Source organism: Kineococcus sp. TRM81007 (assembly GCF_022669155.1).
Taxonomy (GTDB): Bacteria; Actinomycetota; Actinomycetes; order Actinomycetales; family Kineococcaceae; genus Kineococcus.
Window position 1 is genome coordinate 328,408 of record NZ_JALBVB010000056.1, and the last position, 24,144, is coordinate 352,551.

General features: G+C 75.6%; 21 protein-coding genes. 9 read left to right on the forward strand and 12 right to left on the reverse strand.

Going from position 1 to position 24,144, the window contains the following annotated elements; all coding sequences use genetic code 11:
• Window positions 1–184 precede the first annotated feature (184 nt).
• Complete coding sequence (locus MN205_RS15745; protein ID WP_242128953.1) at window positions 185–1,054, forward strand: glycerophosphodiester phosphodiesterase family protein; 870 nt, start codon at window positions 185–187, stop codon at window positions 1,052–1,054.
• A 94-nt stretch (window positions 1,055–1,148) separates the two neighbouring features.
• Here MN205_RS15745 and MN205_RS15750 read toward each other — a convergent pair whose 3' ends face one another.
• The 4 genes from MN205_RS15750 to MN205_RS15765 all read right to left on the reverse strand — a co-directional run bounded on the left by MN205_RS15750 (window position 1,149) and on the right by MN205_RS15765 (window position 7,078).
• Window positions 1,149–2,825, reverse strand: coding sequence for a DNA repair helicase XPB (locus tag MN205_RS15750; RefSeq protein ID WP_242128954.1), 1,677 nt, complete (start codon window positions 2,823–2,825; stop codon window positions 1,149–1,151).
• Window positions 2,826–2,892: 67 nt separating this feature from the next.
• A complete protein-coding gene (locus tag MN205_RS15755; protein WP_242128957.1) occupies window positions 2,893–3,507 on the reverse strand; it encodes a DUF4190 domain-containing protein in 615 nt (204 codons plus the stop codon).
• An 80-nt stretch (window positions 3,508–3,587) separates the two neighbouring features.
• Window positions 3,588–5,963, reverse strand: a complete 2,376-nt coding sequence (locus tag MN205_RS15760) for a helicase-associated domain-containing protein (RefSeq protein ID WP_242128959.1) — start codon at window positions 5,961–5,963, stop codon at window positions 3,588–3,590.
• 35 nt (window positions 5,964–5,998) lie between these two features.
• On the reverse strand, window positions 5,999–7,078 hold the full coding sequence (locus MN205_RS15765; RefSeq protein ID WP_242128961.1) for a sigma-70 family RNA polymerase sigma factor: 1,080 nt from the start codon (window positions 7,076–7,078) through the stop codon (window positions 5,999–6,001).
• A gap of 172 nt (window positions 7,079–7,250) precedes the next feature.
• On the opposite strand from MN205_RS15765, the gene MN205_RS15770 reads away from it, so the two are divergent.
• Both MN205_RS15770 and MN205_RS15775 read left to right on the forward strand, forming a co-directional pair.
• The gene (locus MN205_RS15770) at window positions 7,251–8,546 is read left to right on the forward strand and encodes an MFS transporter (RefSeq protein WP_242128966.1); all 1,296 of its coding nucleotides are present in this window, start codon (window positions 7,251–7,253) and stop codon (window positions 8,544–8,546) included.
• A gap of 26 nt (window positions 8,547–8,572) precedes the next feature.
• Window positions 8,573–9,193 carry a TetR/AcrR family transcriptional regulator gene (locus MN205_RS15775; RefSeq protein WP_242128970.1) on the forward strand — a complete coding sequence of 207 codons (621 nt, stop codon included), beginning with the start codon at window positions 8,573–8,575 and terminating at the stop codon, window positions 9,191–9,193.
• Window positions 9,194–9,241: 48 nt separating this feature from the next.
• Here the strand turns inward: MN205_RS15775 and MN205_RS22020 are convergent, their stop codons facing one another.
• From MN205_RS22020 to MN205_RS15790, 3 genes are all read right to left on the reverse strand, one after another.
• Window positions 9,242–11,560: an ATP-binding domain-containing protein gene (locus tag MN205_RS22020; RefSeq protein WP_242128972.1), complete on the reverse strand. Its 2,319-nt coding sequence runs from the start codon at window positions 11,558–11,560 to the stop codon at window positions 9,242–9,244.
• A gap of 111 nt (window positions 11,561–11,671) precedes the next feature.
• Window positions 11,672–12,178 carry a DinB family protein gene (locus tag MN205_RS15785; RefSeq protein WP_242128974.1) on the reverse strand — a complete coding sequence of 169 codons (507 nt, stop codon included), beginning with the start codon at window positions 12,176–12,178 and terminating at the stop codon, window positions 11,672–11,674.
• Window positions 12,179–12,221: 43 nt separating this feature from the next.
• The gene (locus MN205_RS15790; protein WP_242128976.1) at window positions 12,222–13,775 is read right to left on the reverse strand and encodes a CYTH and CHAD domain-containing protein; all 1,554 of its coding nucleotides are present in this window, start codon (window positions 13,773–13,775) and stop codon (window positions 12,222–12,224) included.
• Between the two features lie 133 nt (window positions 13,776–13,908).
• On the opposite strand from MN205_RS15790, the gene MN205_RS15795 reads away from it, so the two are divergent.
• A complete protein-coding gene (locus MN205_RS15795; RefSeq protein WP_242128978.1) occupies window positions 13,909–14,157 on the forward strand; it encodes a hypothetical protein in 249 nt (82 codons plus the stop codon).
• A 57-nt stretch (window positions 14,158–14,214) separates the two neighbouring features.
• Here the strand turns inward: MN205_RS15795 and MN205_RS15800 are convergent, their stop codons facing one another.
• Window positions 14,215–15,207: a TrkA family potassium uptake protein gene (locus tag MN205_RS15800; protein WP_242128980.1), complete on the reverse strand. Its 993-nt coding sequence runs from the start codon at window positions 15,205–15,207 to the stop codon at window positions 14,215–14,217.
• Window positions 15,208–15,336: 129 nt separating this feature from the next.
• Window positions 15,337–16,011, reverse strand: a complete 675-nt coding sequence (gene pdxH / locus MN205_RS15805) for a pyridoxamine 5'-phosphate oxidase (RefSeq protein WP_242128982.1) — start codon at window positions 16,009–16,011, stop codon at window positions 15,337–15,339.
• A 186-nt stretch (window positions 16,012–16,197) separates the two neighbouring features.
• Here pdxH and MN205_RS15810 point away from each other — a divergent pair, with 186 nt between their 5' ends.
• The 5 genes from MN205_RS15810 to MN205_RS15830 all read left to right on the forward strand — a co-directional run bounded on the left by MN205_RS15810 (window position 16,198) and on the right by MN205_RS15830 (window position 20,467).
• Complete coding sequence (locus tag MN205_RS15810) at window positions 16,198–16,779, forward strand: hypothetical protein (RefSeq protein ID WP_242128984.1); 582 nt, start codon at window positions 16,198–16,200, stop codon at window positions 16,777–16,779.
• Window positions 16,779–17,948 carry a zinc-dependent alcohol dehydrogenase gene (locus MN205_RS15815; RefSeq protein ID WP_242128986.1) on the forward strand — a complete coding sequence of 390 codons (1,170 nt, stop codon included), beginning with the start codon at window positions 16,779–16,781 and terminating at the stop codon, window positions 17,946–17,948. The genes MN205_RS15810 and MN205_RS15815 overlap by 1 nt, the downstream gene beginning before the upstream one ends.
• A gap of 40 nt (window positions 17,949–17,988) precedes the next feature.
• Window positions 17,989–18,156, forward strand: a complete 168-nt coding sequence (locus tag MN205_RS15820; protein WP_242128988.1) for a hypothetical protein — start codon at window positions 17,989–17,991, stop codon at window positions 18,154–18,156.
• 145 nt (window positions 18,157–18,301) lie between these two features.
• Window positions 18,302–19,117 (forward strand): sugar phosphate isomerase/epimerase, encoded by an 816-nt coding sequence (locus MN205_RS15825; protein WP_242128990.1) that lies wholly within the window; start codon window positions 18,302–18,304, stop codon window positions 19,115–19,117.
• A gap of 165 nt (window positions 19,118–19,282) precedes the next feature.
• On the forward strand, window positions 19,283–20,467 hold the full coding sequence (locus tag MN205_RS15830; RefSeq protein ID WP_242128992.1) for a serine hydrolase: 1,185 nt from the start codon (window positions 19,283–19,285) through the stop codon (window positions 20,465–20,467).
• 43 nt (window positions 20,468–20,510) lie between these two features.
• On the opposite strand, the gene MN205_RS15835 is transcribed toward MN205_RS15830, so the two are convergent.
• The 3 genes from MN205_RS15835 to MN205_RS15845 form a co-directional block, all read right to left on the reverse strand.
• On the reverse strand, window positions 20,511–21,380 hold the full coding sequence (locus MN205_RS15835; RefSeq protein WP_242128993.1) for a hypothetical protein: 870 nt from the start codon (window positions 21,378–21,380) through the stop codon (window positions 20,511–20,513).
• Window positions 21,381–21,422: 42 nt separating this feature from the next.
• The gene (locus MN205_RS15840; RefSeq protein WP_242128994.1) at window positions 21,423–22,568 is read right to left on the reverse strand and encodes a LamG domain-containing protein; all 1,146 of its coding nucleotides are present in this window, start codon (window positions 22,566–22,568) and stop codon (window positions 21,423–21,425) included.
• Window positions 22,569–22,726: 158 nt separating this feature from the next.
• Window positions 22,727–24,052, reverse strand: a complete 1,326-nt coding sequence (locus MN205_RS15845; RefSeq protein WP_242128996.1) for a glycosyltransferase — start codon at window positions 24,050–24,052, stop codon at window positions 22,727–22,729.
• Between the last annotated feature and the right edge of the window lie 92 nt (window positions 24,053–24,144).

The following is a 24,144-nucleotide window of genomic DNA, read 5'->3' on the forward strand; positions in this document are numbered from 1 at the left end:
CTCCAGCGACCCGCCCGGCGTGCCGAAGCAGTCGGGGAGCACCCGGGAGGCACGCACCGGCGGCGGTCGCCGGCGTCCGGGTGCACCGGTGGGGGACTCGGTGGACGACAACGGTCAGCGGTTCGTCACGCCCGCTCCGCGCGGCGGCCACCTCCCGGACGCCGGGCCCGGGCAGGGTGGGGGTGTGGTCAGCGCAGCTCCGCTCACCCCGCCCCTGGTCATCGCCCACCGGGGGTACTCCTCGGTGGCGCCGGAGAACACGCTCGCCGCCTTCGAGGCCGCGCTGCGCTGCGGCGCCGACATGGTGGAGACGGACGCCCACCCCACCGTCGACGGTTCCGCGGTCCTCATCCACGACGAGGTCGTCGACGCCACCACCGCCGGTCGCGGCCGCGTCGCCGACCTGCCCGCCGGCGAGCTGGCCCGCCTGGACGCCGGCTCCTGGTTCTCGCCCGCGTACAGCGGTCAGCGGGTGCCGCTGCTGGCGGACCTGCTGGACCTGATCGCCGAGCACGCCGGCGCCCAGCTGCTGCTGGAGCTGAAGGGCCGCTGGAGCGCGGCGCAGGTCGCCGCGGCGCTGACCGACGTGCGCCGCGCCGGCGCCGTGGAGCAGGTGGTGGTGCAGAGCTTCGAGACCAGCACCCTCGCGCACGTGCAGGAGGTCGCTCCGGAGGTGCGCCGCGCGGTGCTGCTGGACGCTCCCGCGCCCGACGCCCTCGCGCAGGGCCGTGCGCTGCGCCGCGACCTCGGCGTGCTGGCCTGCAACCCCTCCGTCGCGTCCCTGGTGGCGCGCCCCGGCGCCGTCGCCGAGCTGCACGCCGCCGGTCTGCAGGTGTGGTCCTGGACCGTGGACGAACCGGTGCTGTGGCGGGCGCTGACCGAGGCGGGCGTGGACGGCGTCATCACCAACCGCCCCGACGGGTTGCGCGGCTGGACCGAGGCCCTCGCCGGCGTGCCCGGCGAACCCGCCGACCTGGTGCTGGCCGCGGCCAGCCAGGGCGGCCGGGCGCGCGCGGCCACCGACGCGCGGCCGGCGCGCGCCGGCGGCCGCTGAGGGGCGCCCGGTGCCCCGATCGGCCCCGACGGCCCGCCGGGACCGCGGGCGGGACCCCGGCGGCGCCACCCGGTGAGGTGCGCACCGCCGGTGCTCACTCGCCCGGCAGGACCCCGTCCGCGTCCGGCACGCCGCCGTCGATGTCGTCGGCGTCCACGATGCGGTAGGCGTAGCCCTGCTCGGCGAGGAACCGCTGCCGGTGCGCGGCGAAGTCCTGGTCCTTCGTGTCCCGCGCCACCACCGTGTAGAAGCGGGCCGTGCCGTGGTCGCCCTTCGGCCGCAGCACCCGGCCGAGGCGCTGGGCCTCCTCCTGCCGCGAGCCGAACGAACCGGAGACCTGGATGGCGACCTTCGCCTCCGGCAGGTCGATGGAGAAGTTCGCCACCTTCGAGACCACCAGCGTGGTGACCTCCCCGTGGCGGAACGCGTCGAACAGCCGCTGGCGCTCCTTCACCGAGGTGTCGCCCTTGATGACGGGTGCGTCCAGCCGGTCGGCGAGGTCGTCGAGCTGGTCGATGTACTGGCCGATGACGAGCGTGGGCTCCCCGGCGTGCTGGGCGACGAGCCTCTCCACCACGCGGGACTTCTCCGGCGACGTCGAGCACAGCCGGTACCGCTCGTCGTCCTCCGCCGTCGCGTACGCCAGGCGCTCGCCGTCCGGCAGCGTCACGCGCACCTCCACGCAGTCCGCCGGGGCGATGTAGCCCTGCGCCTCGATGTCCTTCCACGGCGCGTCGTAGCGCTTCGGGCCGATCAGGGAGAACACGTCGCCCTCCCGGCCGTCCTCGCGCACCAGCGTCGCCGTCAGGCCCAGGCGGCGGCGCGCCTGCAGGTCCGCGGTCATCCGGAAGATCGGCGCCGGCAGCAGGTGCACCTCGTCGTAGAGGATCAGGCCCCAGTCGCGCGCGTCGAACAGCTCCAGGTGCGGGTAGACGCCCTTCCGCTTCGCCGTCACCACCTGGTAGGTGGCGATCGTCACCGGGCGGATCTCCTTGCGGGCCCCGGAGTACTCCCCGATCTCGTCCTCGGTCAGCGAGGTGCGCTTGAGCAGCTCGTCGCGCCACTGCCGCGCCGACACGGTGTTCGTCACCAGGATCAGCGTCGTGGCGCGCGCCTTCGCCATCGCCCCGGCGCCCACGATCGTCTTGCCCGCCCCGCAGGGCAGCACCACCACGCCGGAACCGCCGTGCCAGAAGCCGTCCACGGCCTCCGACTGGTACGGGCGCAGCGACCAGCCGTCCTGCGCCAGGTCGATCGGGTGCGCCTCGCCGTCGACGTACCCGGCGAGGTCCTCCGCCGGCCAGCCCAGCTTCAGCAGCGCCTGCTTGAGGTTGCCGCGCTCGCTGGGGTGCACCGCCACCGTGTCGGGGGCGACGCGCTCACCCATCATGGGCGCGACCTTCTTGCTGCGCAGCACCTCCTCCAGCACCGGGGTGTCCAGGGCGCGCAGCACCAGCCCGTGCGCGGGGTCGTTCGCCAGCTGCAGGCGCCCGTAGCGCGCCATCGTCTCCGCGACGTCCACCAGCAGCGAGTGCGGGACCGAGTAGCGGGAGAACTCCAGCAGCGTGTCGACGACCTGCTCGGCGTCGTGGCCGGCCGCGCGGGCGTTCCACAGCCCCAGCGGCGTCAGCCGGTAGGTGTGCACGTGCTCGGGGGCGCGTTCCAGCTCCGCGAACGGGGCGATCGCCGCGCGGGCGGCGCCCGCGCGCGGGTGGTCGACCTCCAGGAGCAGCGTCTTGTCGCTCTGGACGATGAGGGGGCCGTCGGTCACGGGGCGTTCAACCCCGCGGAGCGCCGAGTGCTTCCGCGCCGCGCCGCCGCGGTGCCGGTGGAGCCGCTCACACCCGGACCTGCCGGGCCACGGAACCGAAGTCGTACTCGTGGCCGTCGTAGCCGTACTGCGTGCCCTGCTGCGCGGCCCAGGCGACGAACACCGCGACGCCCACGACGAACAGCACCGTCAGGGCGATCGTCACCCAGGAGATGATCTTGCCGGCGAGGAGGAAGCCCAGCCCGCGCCGGGCGCCCTGCGAGGCGACGATCTCCCGGCGGGCGGCCGGGGTCAGCGCCAGGGACACGATCGAGGCGATCCAGCCCAGCCCGGTGCCCAGCAGCACCAGGCCGCCGACGGCCGTCCACAGCACGGCGTGCGCGGTGCCCGTCACCGGCGGCTCGCCGTAGCCCTGCGGGTAGCCCTGCCCGTGGCTCTGGTCGTGGCCCTGCCCGTAGCCCGGCGGGTAGCTCTGGTCGTAGCCCTGCCCGTAGCTCTGCCCGTAGCCCTGCGGGTAGCTCTGCCCGTAGCTCTGCGGGTAGCTCTGGTCGTAGCCCGACGCGTGATCCCGCTGGTCGGGCTGCCCGGGGCGGGGCTCCTGGGCGTCCCCGGTGGGGCGCGCTGCGTCGTCCGGCTCCACCCACCACGAGCGCTGCTGCTCGTCCCGGTCCGGCTCACCCATCGCCTGCTCCCTCCAGCCCGTCGCACCGCACCGCCCGCCGCGGTGGGGCGGCTGTCGACGCTAGCCGACGCCGGCGGTGCTCACGCGTCCCGTACCGCCACACCGGTGACGCGGTGCACCGAGAAGGTGCGCACCGCCCCGTCCGCGCGGTCCAGGGCGGTGATCCGCCCGCCCGCCACCTCGATCGGCTCCACGAGGTGCCGGCGCGGTGCCCCGTCGGCGTCGGCGTACCCGATCCACGCCGCGCGGCGCTCGGCGGCGGCCTGCCGCAGCAGCACCAGGGAGGTGGAGGGGTCCAGGTGGTCCAGCGCCGGTGCGTCGGCGTGCTCGGCGCGGCGCCGCTGACCGGCCTCGGCGTCCTCGTCCCCGGTGCGCAGCGAGCGCACCGCCGCCGTCAGCAGCGCCGGCGACGGCGGGGGAGGCTCACCGGTGACCGGGCGGGGCGGGGTCCGCGGGCCGCTGCGCAGCACCGGGGGCCGGTGCACCAGCAGCTCCCCGCCGGGGCCCTCGGCGGCGGGCGCCAGGCCCACCGCGCGCAGCGCCGCCAGCACCTCCTCGGGCTCGGCCTGCGCGGCCAGCACGGTCGGGGCCAGGGGCCGCAGCCCCAGGCGGGCGCAGCGGCGGTCGGTGAGCAGCTCGGCCAGCACGGCCGGGTCCTCGGCGCGCACGTAGCTGCCCGCCCGGCCCACCCGCACCCGCCCGTGCCGGCGCGCCACGTCCCGCACCAGGTACTCCAGCGGCTGCGGCACACCGGTGGCGGAGACGTCCGCGAGGAAGCGCAGCGCGTCGTCGGCGGTCAGCCCCTCGTCCAGGCCGTGCCGGACGGTGGCGGCGTCGAACCGGTACACCGTGGCCCCGCCGCGGCTCTCGACCCGCGCCAGAGCGGCCAGCCGCTGCGCCAGGTGGCTCTCCAGCGGGCCGGGCGCCACGGCCGTCAGGTCCGCCTGCAGCAGCACCTCGGTGACCGGCGCTGGCAGCGCCAGCGCCAGGGCCGCCGCCGCGGCGTCCTCGTCGCCGTCCAGCAGCGCGCGCCCGGCCGGCGCCAGCGCCCCGGCGCCGACCACGCCCAGCCAGCCGGCGTCGCGCAGGGCGGAGCGCACCAGCTCCTCGCGCAGCCGCCCCGCGCGGCGGGGGGCGTCCCAGCGCAGGCGCGCGGCGAGGTCGTCCGCGGCGACCGCACCGCCCTCGCCGGCGGCCGCCAGCTGGGCCAGCACCGAGCGGCGCACGGCGAGGGCGGCGCCGCGGTCCAGGTCCGGGCCCAGCGCGTTGCGCAGGGCGTCCTTCACGTCGCGGGTGCCCACCAGCGCGGGCACCCGGGTGGAGCCCAGCCACGGCCGGGCCAGGTCGAGCCAGCGGGTGGGGACGTCCTCCTCGCGCCAGGCGTCGAAGGCCGGCGTGGGCAGCCAGCGCGGCTCCACCTCGGCGTCGTCGGCGACCAGGCCCGCCAGGTGCGCGACCTCGGCCACCAGGGCCGCGGTGGCCTCGTCCACCTCCAGCGCGGCGGCGGTGCGGCGCAGCTCGCGCACCCCCACGCCGCCGGCGCGCAGCACCGGCGGGGGAGCGGAGCCCCACAGCAGGCCCAGCTCCTCCACCAGGCGGCACGCCTCGGCCGCGGCCTCCGCCGCCGCGGCGGTCACCTGCTCCGGGCGCCGCTGCTGCACCCGCGGGGCGGGCGGCTCCCGGTCGGGCGACCGGTGGACCCGCCCGCCGCGCAGCGCCAGGCCCACCTCGCGCGGCAGCACGACCGTGCCCGGACCGGACACCGCCAGCAGCCCGTGCGCGAGCAGCCAGTCCACCGGGCCGGTTGCGCCGGCCGCCCGCACCTGCCGGTCGGCGCGCTCCACCGACCCCGTCGGCGGGCCCCACGTCAGCTTCTCCAGCAGCGCGCGCACCCCCTCGGGCGCGTCGCCCAGCAGGGGTTCCAGCACGGCGGCGTCGCCCAGGTGGGCGGCCAGCCGGCCCAGCGCCGCCTCGGGGTCGTGGGTCACCGGCAGGCCGAGGTCCTCCAGCAGCTCGGCCAGGCGCTGCGGGGAGCGCCGCCCCAGCGCGTCGGCCAGCGGCGGTCCCAGGCCCGCCGGGTGGGGGCCCAGCAGGTCCCGCACCGCGTGCACCAGGTGCAGCCGGCGGTCGGGCCCCCACAGCAGCGCCCGCTCGCGCAGCTGCGCGAGGACGCCGTTCGCCCTGGCTCCCCAGGTGCGCGCGACCGCCGTGGCGCTGGTGGGGGAGGGCAGCACGGCCAGCACTTCCGCGACCTGCAGCGCGGGGGTGTCGAGGGCGTCCAGCGCCCGCTGCACGCTGGCGCGGGTGGTGGCCCGGGTGGCCAGCGCCGTCGTCGATCCGGGCAGCGGGGAGGCCAGGTCGGGGCGGGCGGCGAGCAGCGCCTCGAGCTCGCCGTCGCCGCGCGCGCGCAGGTCCTCCGCGAGGGAGCGCGGGGTGCTGCGGGCGGGGGTGGCCATCCGCGCGAGTCTAGGTCGGGGCCGGGGCGCGCGCCTCAGCGCGTGGGCGGCGACGACGGCGGGTGGGGCGGCAGCTCCGGCGGCAGCCCGAAGTGCGCGAACAGCCGGGTGTCCAGGAACGAGGTGATGCGGCGGATCCGCCCGTCGCGCAGCTCCAGCACGTGCAGCGCCCACGGCGCCAGCGCCCCGTCCGGCCCGCCCGGCTTGTACTGGGCGAACGCGGGGGAGCCGTTGACGTCGGCCCGCACCAGGCGCGAGCCGCGGCACGCGCGGCCGGGGCCCACCATCCAGCGCACCACGTCCCGCGGGCCCGACAGCCACATCTCGAACGGCGGCATGTTCTGCGTCACGTCCTCGGCCAGCAGGGCCACGAAGGCGTCCATGTCGTAGGACTCGAAGGCCCGCACGTACCGCTCCAGCAGGTCGCGGTGGCCGGCGTCCAGGTCCGCCTCCCGTGCGCCGGTGACCGCCTCCGGGTCCACGTCGGGGCGCGAGGACAGCGTGGCGCGGGCGCGCTGCAGGGCGCTGTTGACCGACGCGGTGGACGTCTCCAGCAGCCCGGCGACCTCCTCCGCCCGCCAGCGCAGCACGTCGCGCAGGATCAGCACGGCCCGCTGGCGCGGTGGCAGGTGCTGGAGGGCGGCGACGAACGCCAGCCGGATCGACTCGCGGGCCACCGCCACGTCGGCGGGGTCGCCGGCCGCCGGCAGCACCCGGCTGTCCACCATCGGCTCCAGCCAGGTGTCCTCCGGCTGCCGGGCGGCCAGCGAGGCCTCCACGGGCTCCCACGCCGAGGCGGACAGGTCCATCGGGCGCGCACGCCGGCCGCGCGTCTCGATCGCCGTCAGGCACACGTTCGTGGCGATGCGGTACAGCCACGAGCGCAACGAGGAGCGGCCCTGGAAGCCGCCGGCGCCCTTCCAGGCGCGCAGCAGCGTCTCCTGCACCGCGTCCTCGGCGTCGAAGGCGGAGCCGAGCATCCGGTAGCAGTAGCCGGTCAGCTCGCGGCGGTGCTGCGCGAGGAGCGGTTCGAGGTCGGCGGCCGCGACCCCGGGAGCGTCGGTGCGGAGGGCGGCGACGGTGCGATCGGACGGAGCGGGGGCGGGGATCGTCACGCCGCACAGACAAGCACGGGGCACCGACACGTCGGGGGTGCGCTGTGAAGTCGATCACGAAACCCCCTCCCCGCCGGTGCTCGCACAGGATCGAGGTCTACGGTCTGCGAGCCGACCGAGCGCTCGGTCGGTCGGGTGACGCAGCCGTCGCCCGTGAGCTCGAGGAGGCGCTGTGGCCCTGTCGAACGAACCCCGCGTCCCGGTCGCACCGGGCACGCCGGCCGTCCCCGCCGCACCACCCGGAGGTGCGCGCGGCGCGCGCGGCCTCGTGGTCCGGCTGACCCTGGCCCAGTTCGGGCTCTTCGTGGCGCTCATGGCGCCCGTCATGGTGAGCCTGGCGCTCAAGGCCCAGCAGGTGCGTCCGGACGACCCCGCCTCCGTGGTCGGCACCGTCAGCGCCTGGGCGGCGTTCGGCGCGTTCATCGCCAACCCGCTGTTCGGGATGCTCAGCGACCGCACCCGCAGCCGCTTCGGCCGCCGCCGGCCGTGGATCCTCGGCGGGCTGGTCGTCTTCACCCTCGCGCTGGTGTGGGTGGCCTTCACCGACAGCGTGCTGCAGCTGGGCGTCGCCTGGGTGCTCGCCCAGATGGGCGCCAACGCCGTGCTCGCGTGCCTCGTCGCCGTCATCGCCGACCAGGTGCCCGCCGAGCAGCGCGCCGGCGTCTCCTCCTGGGTGGGCATCGCCCAGAACGTCGCCATCCTGCTCGCCACCCTGTGCGGCGCGCTGTTCCCCACGAGCATGCTGCCGCTGTTCCTGGTCCCGGCGGGCATCAGCTTCGTGCTCGTCGCCGCCTTCGCCCTCACCATGCGCGACGAGCCGCACCCCGAAGCCCGTGAGCCGCTCGACCTGAAGGCGTTCGCCCGCACCTTCTACACGAACCCGGTGGCGCACCCCGACTTCGCGCTCGCCTGGTGGTCGCGGTTCTTCATCGTCTTCGGCACCTTCATGTTCACCACCTACCGGCTGCTCTACCTGCAGCACCGCTTCGGCCTGGACGCCGCGGCGGCCGCCCGCGCCGTCCTGCTGGGCGTGCTCGTCTACACCGCGGCCCTCGTCGTCGCCGCGCGCGCGGCCGGGTGGGCCTCGGACCGCACCGGCCGGCGCAAGCCCTTCGTCTTCGCGTCCACCGCCCTGTTCGCCGCCGGGCTCGTCGTGCTCGCCCACGCCGGGTCGGTCGGTGCCTTCTACGTCGCCGAGGTCGTCCTCGGCGTCGCCTACGGCGTGTACGTCGCCGTGGACACCGCCCTCGTCATCGACGTCCTGCCGTCGGAGGCGCAGGCCGGCAAGGACCTCGGCGTCTTCAACATGGCCAACGCCCTGCCGCAGAGCCTGGCGCCTGCCGCGGCCCTCGTCCTGCTCGGCGTGGGCAGCGCGGCGAACCAGAACTACCAGCTCATGCTCTGGGGCGCGGGTGCGGTGACCGTGCTCGGCGCCGTCGCGATCCTCTTCGTCCGCAAGGTCCGGTGAGGGCCGTGGCGGTGCAGACTGCCCCCGTGAGCACCGCCGCGACCGCCCCGAGCACCGCAGCCGTCCCCGCCGCCCGCGAGCGCGCCCTCGACGTCGCGCTGGAGCTGTTCGGCGCGCGCGGCTACCGCGGCACCTCCATCGCCCTGGTGGCGCAGCGGGCCGGGCTGAGCCAGTCCGGCCTGCTGCACCACTTCCCGACCAAGGCGGCCCTGCTGACCGCCGCCCTCGCGCACCGCGACGCCCGCACCACCCCGGTGATCGTCGGACGGGAGGAGCCGGTCGGCTGGGCGGCGTTCGAGGGGCTGGAGCGCCTCGTGGTCGCCAACGCCCGCGACCGCGAGTGGGTGGAGCTGTTCGTGACGATCTCCGCGGAGGCCGTGGACCCCGCGCACCCCGCGCACGAGTGGGCCCGCGAGCACTACGCGGGCATCACCTCGTGGATCGCCGCGGCCCTGCGCGCCGGCGTGGACGCCGGGGAGGTCTCGCCCGAGGCCGACGTGGACGCGATCACGGCCGCCACCGTCGCCGTCCTGGACGGCCTGCAGGTGCAGTGGCTGCACTCCGGTGAGCCGGAGGGCACCGCGATGGTCGCCGGGTTCCGGGCGTTCAGCGAGTCGCTGCGGGCCCGCTGGGGCACCGCGGGCTGAACCGCCCCGCGCACGGCCCGCCCCTCGCCGGGGCGGGCCGTGCGCGCGTCAGCCCCCGGCGGCCGGCGCCACCGAGCCCATCGACGCGGGCAGGTCCTCGGCGTGCAGCACCAGCAGCCGCTGCGTCGCCCGGGTCAGCGCCACGTACAGGTCGTTCGCGCCCCGCGGGCGGCGCAGCACCGCCGCCGGCTCCACCAGCACCACCACGTCGAACTCCAGGCCCTTGGCCCGGTGCACGTCCAGGACGCTGACCTCGGCGTCCAGGTCGTCGGGGGAGGCGGCCACCGCCCCCGGCTCCAGCACCCGCGCCACCGCGGCGCGCAGCGCGTCCGAACCCAGCGGACCGCCCTCGTGCGCGGTCAGCACCGCCACCCGGCCCTCGTCCAGCTCACCCAGCACCCGCCGCACCTGCGCCACCACGCCCGCGGCGTCCTCCGGGCCGGCCAGGCGCACCGCCGCCGGGTCCACCTCCCCCTCGCGCACCGGCGTCGGCGGCTTCGCGTCGATCCCCGCGGCCAGCAGGACGTCCGCCGCCACCCGCGCGATCCTCGCGGGCGTGCGGTAGTTCACCGTCAGCTCCTCCAGCCGCCAGCGGTCGTCCACCACCGGCTTCAGGGCCTCCGCCCAGCTGCGCGCGCCCGCCGGGTTCGACGTCTGCGCCACGTCGCCCACCAGCGTCATCGAGCGCGCCGGGCAGCGCCGCTCCACCAACCGCCACGCCATCGCCGACAGCTCCTGCGCCTCGTCGACCACCACGTGCCCGTACGCCCACGTGCGGTCCGCGGCGGCCCGCTCGGCGACCGTGCCGCTCGGGCCGTCACTGGCGAACCGGTCGGCCAGCAGCTCCGGCGTCACCAGCGTGTCGCCCACCCCGGAGGCCTCGAAGGCCTCCAGCACCTCGCGGGCGTGCGCCAGCTGCTCCTCGCGCTCGGCCTCGCGCGCCCCCGCGGCGCGGTTCTCCTCCAGCGGGCCCAGCAGCTCGGCCAGCTCGTCCAGCAGCGGCACGTCCGCCTCGCTCCACGCCTGCGCGTCCTCGCGGTGCAGCGCCTCGCGGTCCGCGCGCGAGAGCTGCGGCGCCGCCCGGCGCAGCTGCTCCGGGTAGCGGTACAGCCCTGCCAGCACCTTCTGCGGCGTCAGCGGCATCCAGCACAGGTTCACCTCGCGGCGCACGTCCACCGACTCGCGCAGCTCGGCCAGCAGGTCGTCGCGCTCCTCGCCCAGGTCCACCCCGCGCGCCCGCGCCAGCTGCTGCACCAGCGTGTTCAGCACCTCGCGGACGAAGGTCACGCGCGCGGCGTTGTGCGGCTTGCGGCTGCGCCGGGCCCGGGTGCGCGCCGAGACGACCGCCTCGGGGCGCAGCAGCAGCGCGGTGCCGTCCAGGTCGAAGCGGACCGCCCGCTCCGGCACCCGCTGGCGCGCCGCGACCGCCGCGGCCAGCACGTCCACCATGACGGCCGAGCCCTTCACCCGCGCCGCGCGCGGGGAGTCCGCCCCGCGCGCCACGACGCCCGGGAACAGCTCACCCAGCGTCATCGTCACCACGCCCGTCTCGCCCAGCGCCGGCAGCACCTGCTCGACGTAGCGCAGGAACACCGGGCTGGGGCCCAGCAGCAGCACACCGCTGCGCGCCAGCCGGTCGCGGTGCGTGTAGAGCAGGTAGGCGGTGCGGTGCAGCGCCACGGCCGTCTTGCCGGTGCCCGGGCCGCCCTGCACGACGAGCACGCCGCGCTCGGAGGCGCGGATCACGCGGTCCTGCTCGGCCTGGATGGTGGCGACGATGTCGCCCATGCGCCCCGTGCGCGGCGCGGTCACCGCGGCCAGCAGCGCCGCGTCGCCGGTGGTCCGCTCGCCGTCCGCGGCCACCAGGACCTCGTCGTCGACGGCCGTGACGTGCCGGCCCTTCGTGAGCAGGTGCCGGCGGCGCACCACGTCGCGCGGGGCGGCCGCGGTGGCCTGGTAGAAGTCCTGCGCCGCGGGGGCGCGCCAGTCCACCAGCAGCTGCTCGCCGCGCTCGTCGGCCAGGCCCAGGCGGCCCACGTAGCGCCGCGGGTCCTCCGTGCCCTCCCGCAGGTCGAGGCGCCCGAAGCACAACCGGTTCTCCACCGACCACAGCTGCGAGAGGCGGTCCTCGTACAGGGTGGCGAACGCGTCGCGCTCGAAGCGGTTCTGGTGGGTGCCGGTGGCGCGGGTGCGGCGCACCTCGGCCAGCTGGACGGCCGTCTGCTCGCGCAGCTCGTCCAGGCGCGCGTACAGCCGCCCGACGTGGGCGTCCTCGCGCGCGACCTCCTCGGCCGCGCGCTCCTCGGCGCCGCTGCCGTTCGCTGCGCTGGTCCCGTGCCCGTCGGGGCGCTCGGTGGACTGGCTCACTCGGCGGTCTCTCCTGACGCGCGTGCCTCGTTCACGGACCCGGAGAGCCTAGGCCCGAGCCCGCCGCGACGGACACGCCGGTCACCCGCCCGCGCACCGCCCCCGCCGGGGTCAGCGGCGGCCGAGCACCCCGGCCACGAACGCCGCCTGCGCCGCGTGCTCCAGGTCGTCGTCCAGCACGCTCACCAGGCGGACCCCCAGCGTCACCGGCGGGTCGTGGGAGTCGTCGACCACGCGGTCGAGGTCCGCGTCCGTGAGGGTGCGCAGGTAGCGCTCGGTGCGCTCGTGCACCGCGTCGACGTACCCGCCGAGCAGCTCGGCGCTCGCCCGCACCCGCCCGACCTGCTCGGCGCTGAAGCCGTAGCCGGTCTCCTCGTCGCCGAAGGGCAGGTCGAAGCGCCGCGCCCACCCGTCCGCGGTCCACACCTGCTCGTGGCCGGCGACCTCGCTGACGTGGTCGTCCTGCACGCGCGCCAGGTGCCACAGCAGCCAGGCGATCGTGTTCGCGCCCCGGTCCAGCCGGGCCGTCAGGGCCGTGTGGTCGCAGCCGCCGAGGACGGCGTGCACGGCGGGCGGGATGCGGCCGAAGCCGTCGAGGAGGAGGTCCTTGGCGTCCACGCCCCCTGCCTAGCGCCCCGGCCGCCCGCCCGCACCCCGGCCGTCAGCGCAGCCAGCGCCGCAGCTTGCGCGAGGACGCGGCCTCCCAGGCGGCGTCCACGGCCTCACGGCTGGCGGCGGCGTGCCCGACCTCGGCGGCGAACAACCGCCCGCAGGTGAACGCCAGCGCCTGCGGGTCGCGGCCGGCGAGGCGGTGCAGCACCTCGCGCACCACGACGGAGTCCTGGTGCTCGCCCAGCACCTCCTGCAGGCCCTCCACCGCCTTCGCGTACGCCTTGGCCTCCTCGCCCCACAGCGGCACCAGCGACTCCCCGGCGTAGCGGGCCTCCTTGGCGCGCTTGCGGGCGTCGTGGAACAGCTCGTCGGCGTCGGCGGCGGGCACCGACGGGTCGGCGTCGGCGGCGTACGCGCTGCGCACGCGCTTGCGCAGCTTGCGGTCGGTGGCGCGCACCATCGCCGGCAGCACGTCCTTCGCCCGCTCCAGCGCCACCGGCGACCAGGGCCCGTCGTCCAGGGGCGCCTCGACCAGCTCGTCCAGCTGCTTCAGCAGCGCCGCGTACCGCTCGCCGTCCAGCGCGCGCAGCAGCTCCTCGTGCGCGGCCCGGTAGTCGGCCTCCATCACCTCGCGCAGCGCTGTCGCGGCCGCGGCCGGGTCCTCGCCCTCCACGGGCTCCAGCTCGCCCACGGCGGCCACCAGGCGGTCGCGCATGACCTCCGCGTCGCGGGCGCCGCCCAGCTCGTCGGCCAGCCAGGACAGCTCCTCGCGCAGCCGCTCGGGCACCCCCTCGGCGAACAGCGGCCGGTACGTCTTCAGCGCGCTGCGCAGCCGGCGCGTGGCCACGCGCGCCTTGTGGACGCTGTCGGGCACGTCCAGGCGCACCAGCGGGTCGTTCGAGGTGATCTGGTGCACCTGCGCGGCCAGGTGCGCGCGCACCACCTCACCGGCCGGCGAACTGCGCTTCAGCGCCGCCGGAGCCGGCGCCTCCGCACCGGTGCCCAGGGCGCGGGCCAGCTTCGAGCCGTGCGGGGCCTCGCTCAGGCCGTGCGCGCGCAGCTGCGCGTCCAGGGACCGCAGCAGGCCCGCACCGCCCTCGACCAGCTCCACCTCCAGCTCGCGCCAGGTGTCCGGCTCCGCGGCCGGGCCCTCGGCGAGCAGGCGGCGCGCCTGGACGCGGTCGTCGGCGACCTCCGCCATCACCCGCCCGCCGTCGTCCACGACGTGCCGCACCGTGCGCTCGGTGGTCAGCTGCGCCACCGGCACCAGCGGCTCACCGCGGGTGAGCGCCCGCACCGTGCCGGCCAGCTGGGCGGGCACCTTGCGGGTGGCGCGCCCCAGGGGCAAGCGGACCTCGCGGCGCGCACCCGCCACCGGCAGCTTCAGGTGCCAGCCGGCGTCGTCACCACCGGTGCGCCGGCGCAGCGTGACGCGGGCCGCCGCCAGGCGCTGCCCGGGGGTGTCGAAGTAGAGGGCCTCCAGCCGTGCCGTGCGGGCCTCGGCGTCGAGACCGTCCAGCTCGGGCAGCACGAAGTCCTCGTCGACCGCGTACTTCAGCTCGACCTCGTCGTGGGTGGTGGCGTCCCGGTGCTGTGCAGACATCCCGCTGATCCAACCGGACGCGGCGCCCGGACGCACCTCGAGGCCCCGCCCCGCCGCCCGCCCGCCCCCGTCCCGTTGGGCCGGTCGGGGGACACCGCGTTTCACCGCGGGCCCCTGCCGCGATGAGCAGCACGTGAACCCGACCGCAGCCCTCGAGCAGTGGTGGGCGTCCCTCGACGAGGGTCAGCGCCACCAGGCCCTCGCCATCGCCCCCGGCGACCCCCTCCCCGAGGTGGTCGCCCTGGAACTCATGCTGAACGGCGTGCACGTGCCGGACGTCACCGTCGTGCTGGACGTGGACGGCCTGCTCACGCGCACCACGGTGCACGTGCAGCCCGCCGCGCTGACCGAGTTCCTCGCTGGGGTGCGCGCCGTCCTCTGAGCGCCGGGCGGGGCACGGGGCTCACCCCGCCACGACGTCTCACCCCGCTACGACGTCTCACCCCGCCACGACGTACAGCAGCCGGTCCCCGGCCCGCAGCGTCGCCACGTCCGGGTCGCCGTACCGGTACGGGCGCCCGTCGCGCACGACGGCCAGCACCGGCACGTCGAAGGACTCCGGGGAGCGGCCCACCTCGCCGGCGTGCACCTCCCGCTCGGCCAGGTCCAGGCCGGTGCCGAAGGAGACCAGGTCCTCCACCACGTCCACCGCGGCGGGGCTGTCGGTGGCCATGCCGAGCAGGCGCCCGGCCGTCTCGGAGGAGACCACCACCGAGCTCGCCCCGCTCTCGCGCAGCAGCTCGGCGTGCTCGGCCTCGCGGGCGGCGGCCACCACCGTCACGCGCGGGTTCAGGCGGCGCACCGCCAGGGTGGCGAGGATCGCGGCGTCGTCGCGGTCCAGGGCCACCACGACCCGCGCCGCCCGGTCGATGAGCGCGGCGCGGAAGGTGGCCGAGCGGGTGGCGTCGCCGGTGACGGAGACGTACCCCTCCTGGGCGGCGTCCGCGGTCGCCCGGGGGTCGCTGTCGACCACCACCACCCGGCCCTTCGGGTGGCCGTGCATGCACAGCTGCCGCACCGCGCTGCGGCCCTTCGTGCCGTAGCCGAGGACGATGACGTGCTCACGCATGCGGGACCTCCAGCGGGCGAGGCGGATCTCGGTGCGGGAGCGCTCGGTGAGCGCCTGGATGGTGGTGCCGACGAGCACGATGACGAAGAGGATCCGCATCGGCGTCACCACGAAGGTGTTCAGCAGCCGGGCGCTCGTCGTGACCGGGACGATGTCGCCGTAGCCGGTCGTCGTCAGCGTGACGGTCGTGTAGTAGAGCGCGTCGAGGACGGAGACCTCGCCGTCGAGGCTGTCGGAGTAGTCGCCGCGCTCGAACACCACCATGCCCCACGCCACGAGCACGAGGGCCAGCGCGATGCCCAGGCGGCGGGCGATGGCGCGCAGCGGCGACGTCGACCGCCCCCGCGGCAGGCGCGTCCTCACATCGGGTTGGTGCACGACCCCTGCCTACCGCGCGGCGACCCCGACCGCCCCCTCGGCTCGCCGGTGCACCCCGGTGAGCGGCGCGGCGGGGCCCGGTGACGGGCGGTACCCGGGAGCGCGGGGGCCGCCTCAGGGCTGGCGGCGCTCGAGGCGCCAGGCCGCCGGGTCGTCCAGGGCCGCGGGGGCGCCGTCGCGGCTGAGCAGGACGAGGCGGTCGTGCAGGCGCGAGGTGCGGCCCTGCCAGAACTCCACCTCGTGCGCCCGCACGAGGTAGCCGCCCCAGTGCGGCGGCGCCGGCACGTCGTCCGGCGAGCCGGTGTCGGGGAAGCGCCGGCGCAGCTCCTCCTCGCGCGCGCGCAGCTCGGCGGAGGAGGCGATCGGCCGGGACTGCTCGCTGGCCCACGCCCCGATGCGTGAGCCGTGGGGGCGCGAGGCGAAGTACGCCTCCGTCTCGGTGCGCGGGACGGCCTCCGCCCTCCCGCGCACGGCGACCTGCCGGTGGGGCCCGTGCCAGGTGAACAGCAGGGCCACGCGCGGGTCGTGGGCGATCGCCAGCGCCTTGCGGGAGCGCTGGTTGGTGTAGAAGACGAAGCCGCGCCCGTCGACGCCCTTGAGCAGCACGGTGCGGGCGGAGGGACCGTCCGGTCCGGCGGTGGCCAGCGTCACGGCGTTCGGCTCGGGGACCGCGGCCTCGACGGCCTCGGAGTACCACCGCTGGAACTGCGCCAGCGGGTGCCCGGCCAGGTCGTCCGGCTCGAACGAGCGCGCGCCGTAGTCGACGCGCCGCTGCGCGGGGTCCTCCACCCCGCCCACCCTAGGGCCGGCCCCGCCCCACCCCCCCCGGTGATCAAGGAAGTCGCAACTCGCATGATCACCGGGGAGGGAGAGGGTGCCGAGGTGCCGCCCGGGGGTGGTCGCCGTAGCGTGACGGCCGGTGCAGCAACGACCGCAACAGGCGCCCGCCGCACGGCGGGCAGGACGGAGCGGAACGTGGACGTGACGCAGAAGGCGCGGGAGGTCGTCTCCTCCGCCGTGGGGGCCGCCTCCCGGGTGCTGCCCGGGAACCGGGGCGGCGCGGGTGCGGCCCGGCAGACCCTGACGATCTCCCGGTCCGCCGAGGACGTGCTGGCCGCCTGGCGCGACCCGCTGGTGGTCTCCCGGCTGCTCGGCGACCTCGGTCGCGCCGAGGCCGACGGCGAGCGGTGGACCTTCACCCTCACCGCGGGGCAGGGAGCCACCGTCGAGGCGGAACCCGTCAGCACCACCGCGGGCGTGGAGTTCCGCCGCCCGGGCCCGGGTGCCGGGCAGGGGCAGGCGCGCGACGCCGAGGACGACACCGAGGGCGGGCGCACCGGGCCCGAGGGCTCCGGTGGGGCGGTCCTGCTGCGGGTGGGCACGCGTCCCGCCCCCCGCGACCTGGGCACCGAGGTGACCTGCGAGGTGGCGCCCGAGTTCAGCGCCGGCGTGGGCGCGGTGCCGTTCACGCTGCTGTACCGGCTGCGCGCCCTGCTGCTCACGGGGGAGATCCCCACCCTGCGACCCAACCCCTCGGCCCGGGAGGAGGAGCGCTGATGCGCGCGCTGGTGTGGAACGGCGTCAACGACCTGGCGGTCGAGACCGTCCGCGACCCCTCGATCGTCAACCCGCACGACGTGGTCCTGGACGTGACGCTCACCGTCACGTGCGGTTCGGACCTGCACTTCATCGACGGGTACCTGCCCGGGATGCGTCGCGGCGACGTGTTCGGCCACGAGTTCATGGGTGTCGTGGTGGAGGCCGGCCCCGAGGTGCGGAACGTCCGCGTGGGCGACCGCGTCGTGGTGCCCTCGTTCATCGGGTGCGGCGAGTGCTTCTACTGCCGCAACGACATGTGGTCGCTGTGCGACACGACCAACCCGAACGCGCCGCTGCAGCAGCCGGTGCTGGGTTTCCCCAGCGGCGGCATCTACGGGTACACCCACCCCTTCGGCGGCTACGCGGGGTCGCACGCGGAGTTCATCCGGGTCCCGTTCGCCGACGTGAACTGCTTCCCGGTCCCCGAGGGGATCTCGGACGCGCAGGCCCTCTTCACCTCGGACGCCGCCCCGACGGGATTCATGGGTGCGGACTTCTGCGACATCACCCCCGGTGACACGGTCGCGGTGTTCGGTGCCGGCGCCGTCGGGCTGATGGCGGCCGCCGGGGCGAAGCTCATGGGTGCCGAGCGCGTGATCGTGGTGGACCGCCTGGACGAGCGGCTCGAGCTGGCGCGCACGCACCTGGGCGCGGAGACGATCGACTACTCCGACACCGACAGCGTCCAGGAGGCGCTGCGCGAGTCCACCGGAGGGCGCGGCCCGGACGCGGTCGTCGAGGCCGTCGGCATGGAGGGGCACGGCACCGGCGTGCAGGAGGTGTACGACCGGGCCAAGCAGGCCCTGCGGATGGAGACCGACCGGGCCACGCCCCTGCGTGAGGCGATCCTGGCCTGCCGCAAGGGCGGTGTCGTGTCGGTGCTCGGCGTCTACGGCCTCACCGACAAGTTCCCCACGGGGGTCGTCCTGAACAAGGGCCTGACGATCCGCTCGGCGCAGCAGCACGGTCAGCGGTACGTGCCGAAGCTGCTGCAGCACATCGCCGACGGCGAGCTCGACACCGGTTTCCTCGCCACGCACGAGATGCCGCTGGAGGACGCCGTGCGCGGGTACGAGATGTTCAAGGAGAAGCAGGACGGTTGCCTGCGGGCGGTCTTCCGCCCCTGAGCCCCGCCCCGAGGACCCGACCCCCGAGGAGAGGAACACCATGAGCACCCAGCCCAGCCAGGAACCCGGCAGCGCCGAGGCGGCCGAGGCGCCCACCGAGCCCGGCTACGGCAACGACACCGGGTTCGCGCAGGAGGCCGAGGAGGCCGACGAGGGCACCGGCGACGACGCGGGTGGCGAGCAGCGCTCCGGCGAGCACGGCGGCTGACCCGTCCGGCGACCGCCGCGCCCCGGTCCGCCGCGCCCTGCGCGCGGCGGGCCGGGGCGTTCGTCGTCGAGGGGGCGTTGACCGGTGGTCGGGGGTGTGGCACGCTGCCGGGAAAGCGTATTCCAGCCCGCGAAGGAGCGAGCCCGTGGACCCCCGGCGCCTCAGCCTCAACCAGATCACCGTCAACTCCTGGTCCCTGGAGCAGGCCGTCGCCGGGTGCGAGCGGCACGAGATCGGCGCCATCGCCCTCTGGCGCGACAAGATCGCCGACGCGGGCCTGCCGCGCGCCGCGAAGCTGGTGCGCGACGCCGGTCTGCACGTCAGCTCGGTGTGCCGCGGCGGCATGTTCACCGACCCGTCCGCTGACCCGGGCGCCGTCCTCGACGACAACCGCCGCGCCGTGGAGGAGGCGGCCGAGCTCGGCGCGGACGCCCTCGTCCTCGTCTGCGGTCCGCTGGTGGACGGGGACCTGCCCGCCGCCCGCGCCCGCGTGCGCGACGGCATCGCCGCCCTGCTGCCGCACGCCGCCGCCGCCGGCGTCACGCTCGGCATCGAACCGCTGCACCCCATGATGATCAGCGCCCGCTCCGTGGTCGTCTCCCTCGCCCAGGCCCTCGACCTCGTCGAGGAGCTGGAACCGGCGCACCCCGGCCACCTCGGTGTGGTCGTCGACGCCTACCACGTGTGGTGGGACCCGGCCCTGGAGCAGCAGCTGGCGCGGGCCACCGGCAAGGTCCTCGGCTACCACGTCTCCGACTGGCTGCCCCGGACCTCCGACCTGCTGCTGGACCGCGGGATGATGGGCGACGGGTTGATGGACCTGCCCCGCTTGTCCGCCCAGGTCGCCGCCACCGGCTTCGACGGGCCCGTCGAGGTGGAGATCCTCTCCTCCCACTGGTGGGCACAGGACCCCGACGACGTGCTGCGCCTGGTGCGCAAGCGGTTCGAGGAGTCCGTCTGAGCGGTGCGCGCACCCGCCGCCGCCCCGCCGGGACCCGGACGTCGCGCACGGCCCGCGACCTTCGGGTGACCGCCCGCCGGCCCGCGAACGACCTCCGGCGGTAGCCGTGCGCGGGCCGTGCGCGGGAGGTTCGTGCCCTCAGCCGGTCCACAGGAGGGCACGACGATGACCCAGACCCCGTCCCGCACCGCCCGCACCAGCCACCGCCGTCGCGCCGCCGCGGTGCTGACGTGCGCGGCGCTGCTCACCGCTCCCGCGCTCAGCGCGGCCGCGGCCCCGCCGGTCACGGCTCACGCCCGCGTCGTCGACCGCGGCGTCGACCGCGCGGTCGCCCAGCGGGCGCTGGACGAGCTGGCCGCCACCGGCGCGCAGGGCGCGCAGGCCCGGATCACCGACGGCCGCCACCGGGCAGTCCTGACCAGCGGCAGCGCCCACCACGAGCGCAGCACGCCCGTGCCGCGGAACGGCCGGTTCCGCGCCGGCAGCATCACCAAGACGTTCGTCGCCACGGTGGTGCTCCAGCTCGTCGCCGAGGGGGGCGTCGGGCTCGACGAACCCGTGTCCCGGTACCTCCCCGGTCTGCTGCCCGACGGGGACCGGATCACCGTGCGGATGCTGCTGCAGCACACCAGCGGCCTGGCGAACTACACCGAGCTGATCCCCACGGACCCGCAGGCGGTGCCCACGCCCGCCGCCTACGAGCAGGTGCGCTACCAGCACCACGAGGCCCGGGACCTCATCGCCCTCGCGACCGACCGCCCGCTGGACTTCGAACCCGGCACGAGCTGGAGCTACTCCAACACGGGGTACCTGGTGCTGGGCCTGCTCGTCGAGGAGGTCACCGGCGAGCCGTACGCCCGCGCCGTCGAACGGCGCGTCCTCGACCCCCTCGGCCTGCGCCGGACGTCCCTGCCCGGCGACCGGGTGGCCCTGCCCCCGCCGCACGCCCACGGGTACGCGCGCATCGGCGGGCAGGTCGTCAACGTCACCCGCCTGAACCCCTCGGTCGCCGGGGCCGCGGGGGAGCTGGTGTCCACCACGGCCGACCTGGACCGGTTCCTCGACGCGCTGCTGGACGGCCGGCTGCTGCCCCCGGAGCTGCTGGCGGAGATGAAGCGGACCACGGAGGTCTCCCCGGCGTACGGGCTGGGTCTCACCGTGGCACCGCTGGCGTGCGGTGACACCGTCACGACCGTGTACGGCCACGACGGCGGCATCCCCGGCTACCTCAGCACCGCGCTGAGCACGGAGGACACCGGGCGGCGCCTCGTGGTCTCCCTCACCACCGCCCCGGACCCGGGGGAGTTCCGCGGTCAGGCGGAACTGCTGGCCGAGGCGTTCTGCGGCTGATCCGCTGGACCCGGGGCGGCGGGTGCGCCGCCGCCCCGGCGGCTCACCCGCCGGTGGGCGCCACGATCTCCCGCACGCTGGCGTCCCGGTAGACCAGGCCCCCCTCGTGCACCCCGTCGCTGCGGAAGTACACGCTCAGGTTGGGCTTGCCCGACTCCGAGCCGGGCCGGTCCGGTGAAGCGGTCAGGGGCATCGCAGGGTCGATGCCCTCCGCGCAGGCCTCGTCGCCGAAGACCTCACCGTCGTCCACCAGTTCGTTCACCAGGCGCCAGTCGCCCCCGTCCTCCCCGCCGGACGTGTCGAGCCACAGCTCCAGCTTGACGTTCCCGTCCGGGAGGTCGTGCACGACGAACTTGTAGCCGAACCAGACGTCCGTGGGCATGCCGTCGGGCCACAGGACCTCGCTGGCCGCCGCTTCGTTGGCGGGGTGGGCCGTCTCCTTCTCGAAGTCCACCAGCCCGTCGTAGCGCATGCGAGCCCCGTAGCCCCGGCTGTCGCAGAGGTCCTCCTCCACGGGACCGGTCACCCCGTGGTTCGAGCGGGCGACCGCGGTCATGCCCGCGTAGGGGACCCCCTCGTCCGAACGGCGCATGAAGTACGTGGTGATCTCCACGTCCCGCCACTGCTCCTGCAGGGACGGGTCGCGCACGTACATGCGGGGGGCCCTGCCGCTGACGGCGAGCTCACCACCGGAGGCCGCGTAGGACCCCGAGCCGTCCGTGGCGAACCAGGGGTCCTGCGGGTCCTCGCTGCCGAAGCTGCGCGGCTCGTCCCACGCGGACTCCCAGTGCATGCCGCCGGGACGAGTGGGGTGGATCTCCCGGACGCCGCTGTCGGGAGCCCACGCCACCGCGCCGCCGGCCACCAGGAGCGCAGCGGCCCCGGCGACCAGGACCGCCCGGAGACCACGCACGCCCCACCGTACCGCGGGCGTGGTCCCCCGGGCGGCGGGGAACTACTGCTTCGGGACGGCCAGGGTGGCGCCGACCTTCGCGTTCGCCTCCAGCCACCGGCGGGCCTCGCCGTGACCGCTGAGCACGATCGAACCCGACGGCACCCGGATCCCCGGCTTGCTCCTCGAGACGCTCACCACGCGGCCGCTGCGGACGACGACCTCGGTCCCGTACTGGTTGGTCCCCGTGCTGGAGCCCGCCTTCGTGTACGCCACCAGCGCGTCAGCCGTCCGCGAGACGTTGAAGCCCTTCAGCGGGAACGTGGAGCCGGTGCCGGAGCGGACGACCCGGGCACCGCTCGTCGACGAGGTCGCCGGACCTACGGGCGCCACCGGGGCGACGGGAGCCACCGAGGTGGAACCGGACTCCGGCAGGTTGCGCGCGTCGTAGATCCTCTTCAGCTCGGCCTGCGTCAGCTTCCGGTCGAAGAACGCCACGCGCCGCAGGCGGCCCACCAGGAAACCGGTGGACATGTCGCGGGTGCCCAGGCGCACCGGTGCACCGCCGTTGCCCGGCTTGATGCTGTACCCGGACATCGGGTCGGAGTCGCGCTGCTGGCCGTTCTTCCACATGGAGATGGTGCTCATGTCGGCCATGCCGGTGACCATGCGCTCGGTGCCGGCGGCGTCCGCGTCCTGGAAGTAGGAGCCGGCGCCGAGGCCGCCGGAGGTGTTGAAGTGGTAGAAGCTGGTCCGGTACTGGCGGCTGCTCGCCTCACCGGTGCCGCCCTTGACGTAGTGGCGGAAGACCCACTCGTGCGAGCCCGCCGCCCCCTTGCCCATCCAGTGCACGTACTCGGAGGCGCCGGCGCCCCTCCAGTCGTCGATCGTGTTGAAGGCGACGATCGTCAGGGCGCCCCTGGTGACCACGGAGAAGTCGCTGTGGTCGGGGATCTCGATGTAGCTCTTGCCGTCGAAGCGCGCGTGGGTGTCGAAGGCGACGTTCCCGTGCGCGGTGCCGTGGGTCCCGCCGACCACGTCGCGCGCCTGGCTGGCGCGGTCCAGCGGGTAGTAGTGCTTCAGACCGGGGATGTTCGTGATGACGTCGCGGAAGGTCACGGTGGCTGCGTTCGCGGAGGGCGTGCAGGTCAGCGACGCGGTCGCCGCCGCACCGAGCCCCAGGAAGGTCAGGAAGCCGCGGCGCGACACGCTGGAGGAAGTCGAGGAAACATGGCCCGAAGTAGTCATGGACTACGTGTCGGGGCGCCCGTACCCCACCTTGAGCGGTGTCGCGGGCGTCACGCCGGACTGCCGGTGATCGCCCGGTGCGATCGGTCAGGGCCCTGCGCGGCCCCCGTCCGGCGGGATCACGGGGCCGGGGTGCCCGTGGCCGGGGCGGCCACGGCGGCCGGGACGGCCTCCGCGGCGGGCAGGATCACCTCGCGGGTGTGCCAGCTCGTGGAGCGGAGCTTGGTGAGCGCGGCGTAGGCGGCCGGCCGGAGGATCACCAGCCCGAAGACGGGGTAGACGGGGGAGAGCGCCCACTGCTGCAGGCGCTCGGCGAGGGTGAAGCCGGGCCGGTAGACGGCGTAGACGGCCGTCTGCGTGATCGCGCACACCACCCAGTAGAGGATCCCGTACCCCAGCGCGAGACTGCCGTAGCGGACGGAGAGCGTGATCAGCACGGCGACCGCGAGGGGCCACAGCAGGGCGAAGACCAGCGGGAACGTGTAGAAGACCACCACGAGCCAGCGCAGGTTCGTCCACACGAAGCCCGTGCCGAGCCACGCCGACTTCGACCACCGCATGCGCTGCCGGAAGGCCCCGTCCCAGGTGGTCGGCAGCTGCGTCGCCACGACCGCCTCGCTGACGCCCACGACCTGGCCGCGCAGCAGCGCGTAGAACGACAGGCGCCTGTCGTCGCCCGCCGTGCCCGAGGTGACGTAGTCCTCCAGGTTGTCGTAGATCACCGCGGAGCGGTACAGGGCCAGGGCCCCGCTCGTCGGCGACACGATCCCGAGCCACGAGCGGACCATGCGGAAGAGGAGGCAGCTGGTGACCACGTTGATGTCGGTGAGCCGGGTCAGGAGGTTCACGTTCCAGTTCCGCATGAGGATCATCCCGGTGCACGCCTGCACCCGGTCGTCGCTCATCGCCTCCAGCATGCGTTCCAGCGCGTCGTCGTCGAGTACGGAGTCCGAGTCCACCGTCAGCACGAAGTCGAACTCGCGGGCGGAGAACATCCGCAGCACGTGCGCCTGCGCGTGGCGCTTGCCGGAGTTGGCGATCCGGTGCCAGCGCACGAGCGGGTCGTCGAAGGTCCCCACGGGGACGACCGACCCGTCGTCGACCACGTGGATCTCGTCCGGCAGGATCGTCTGCCGCAGCAGGGCGCGCACGGCGGCGTGCACGAGGTGGTCCTCCTCGTTGTACACGGGGACGATGCACAGGACCCTGCCGTGCGCGGGGTTCAGGTGCGAGAAGGAGCGCCAGAACGTCCCGGACACCAGGAAGCAGGTCACCAGGACCGCGTTGACCCCGAAGAAGGTGATGAGGAAGGCCACGTCCGTCGACGCCCAGCCGAAGTAGCTCCACAGCACGTACCCCAGGAACAGCGCGGGGGCGAGGAGGGCGAGCGCCCGGCGGCGACCCCGCAGCGGCCGGCTCCTGCCGACGTCCCGGGCGCCGGGCACACGGCTGCTCCGCACGACGTCGCGAGCGGTGTGCCTGGCGGCCGGGTCACCGGACCGGCGGGGAGAGGCCCCCGGTGGTCTGCCCGGGCCTG

What these genes read in the sequence shown, in the direction of transcription:
- MN205_RS15755 (WP_242128957.1), bottom strand. Translation starts at nt 3,507, where the DNA reads ATGGGTGAGCCGGACCGGGACGAGCAGCAGCGCTCGTGGTGGGTGGAG.
- MN205_RS15760 (WP_242128959.1), bottom strand. Translation starts at nt 5,963, where the DNA reads ATGGCCACCCCCGCCCGCAGCACCCCGCGCTCCCTCGCGGAGGACCTG.
- MN205_RS15790 (WP_242128976.1), bottom strand. Translation starts at nt 13,775, where the DNA reads ATGTCTGCACAGCACCGGGACGCCACCACCCACGACGAGGTCGAGCTG.
- MN205_RS15815 (WP_242128986.1), top strand. Translation starts at nt 16,779, where the DNA reads ATGCGCGCGCTGGTGTGGAACGGCGTCAACGACCTGGCGGTCGAGACC.
- MN205_RS15820 (WP_242128988.1), top strand. Translation starts at nt 17,989, where the DNA reads ATGAGCACCCAGCCCAGCCAGGAACCCGGCAGCGCCGAGGCGGCCGAG.
- MN205_RS15830 (WP_242128992.1), top strand. Translation starts at nt 19,283, where the DNA reads ATGACCCAGACCCCGTCCCGCACCGCCCGCACCAGCCACCGCCGTCGC.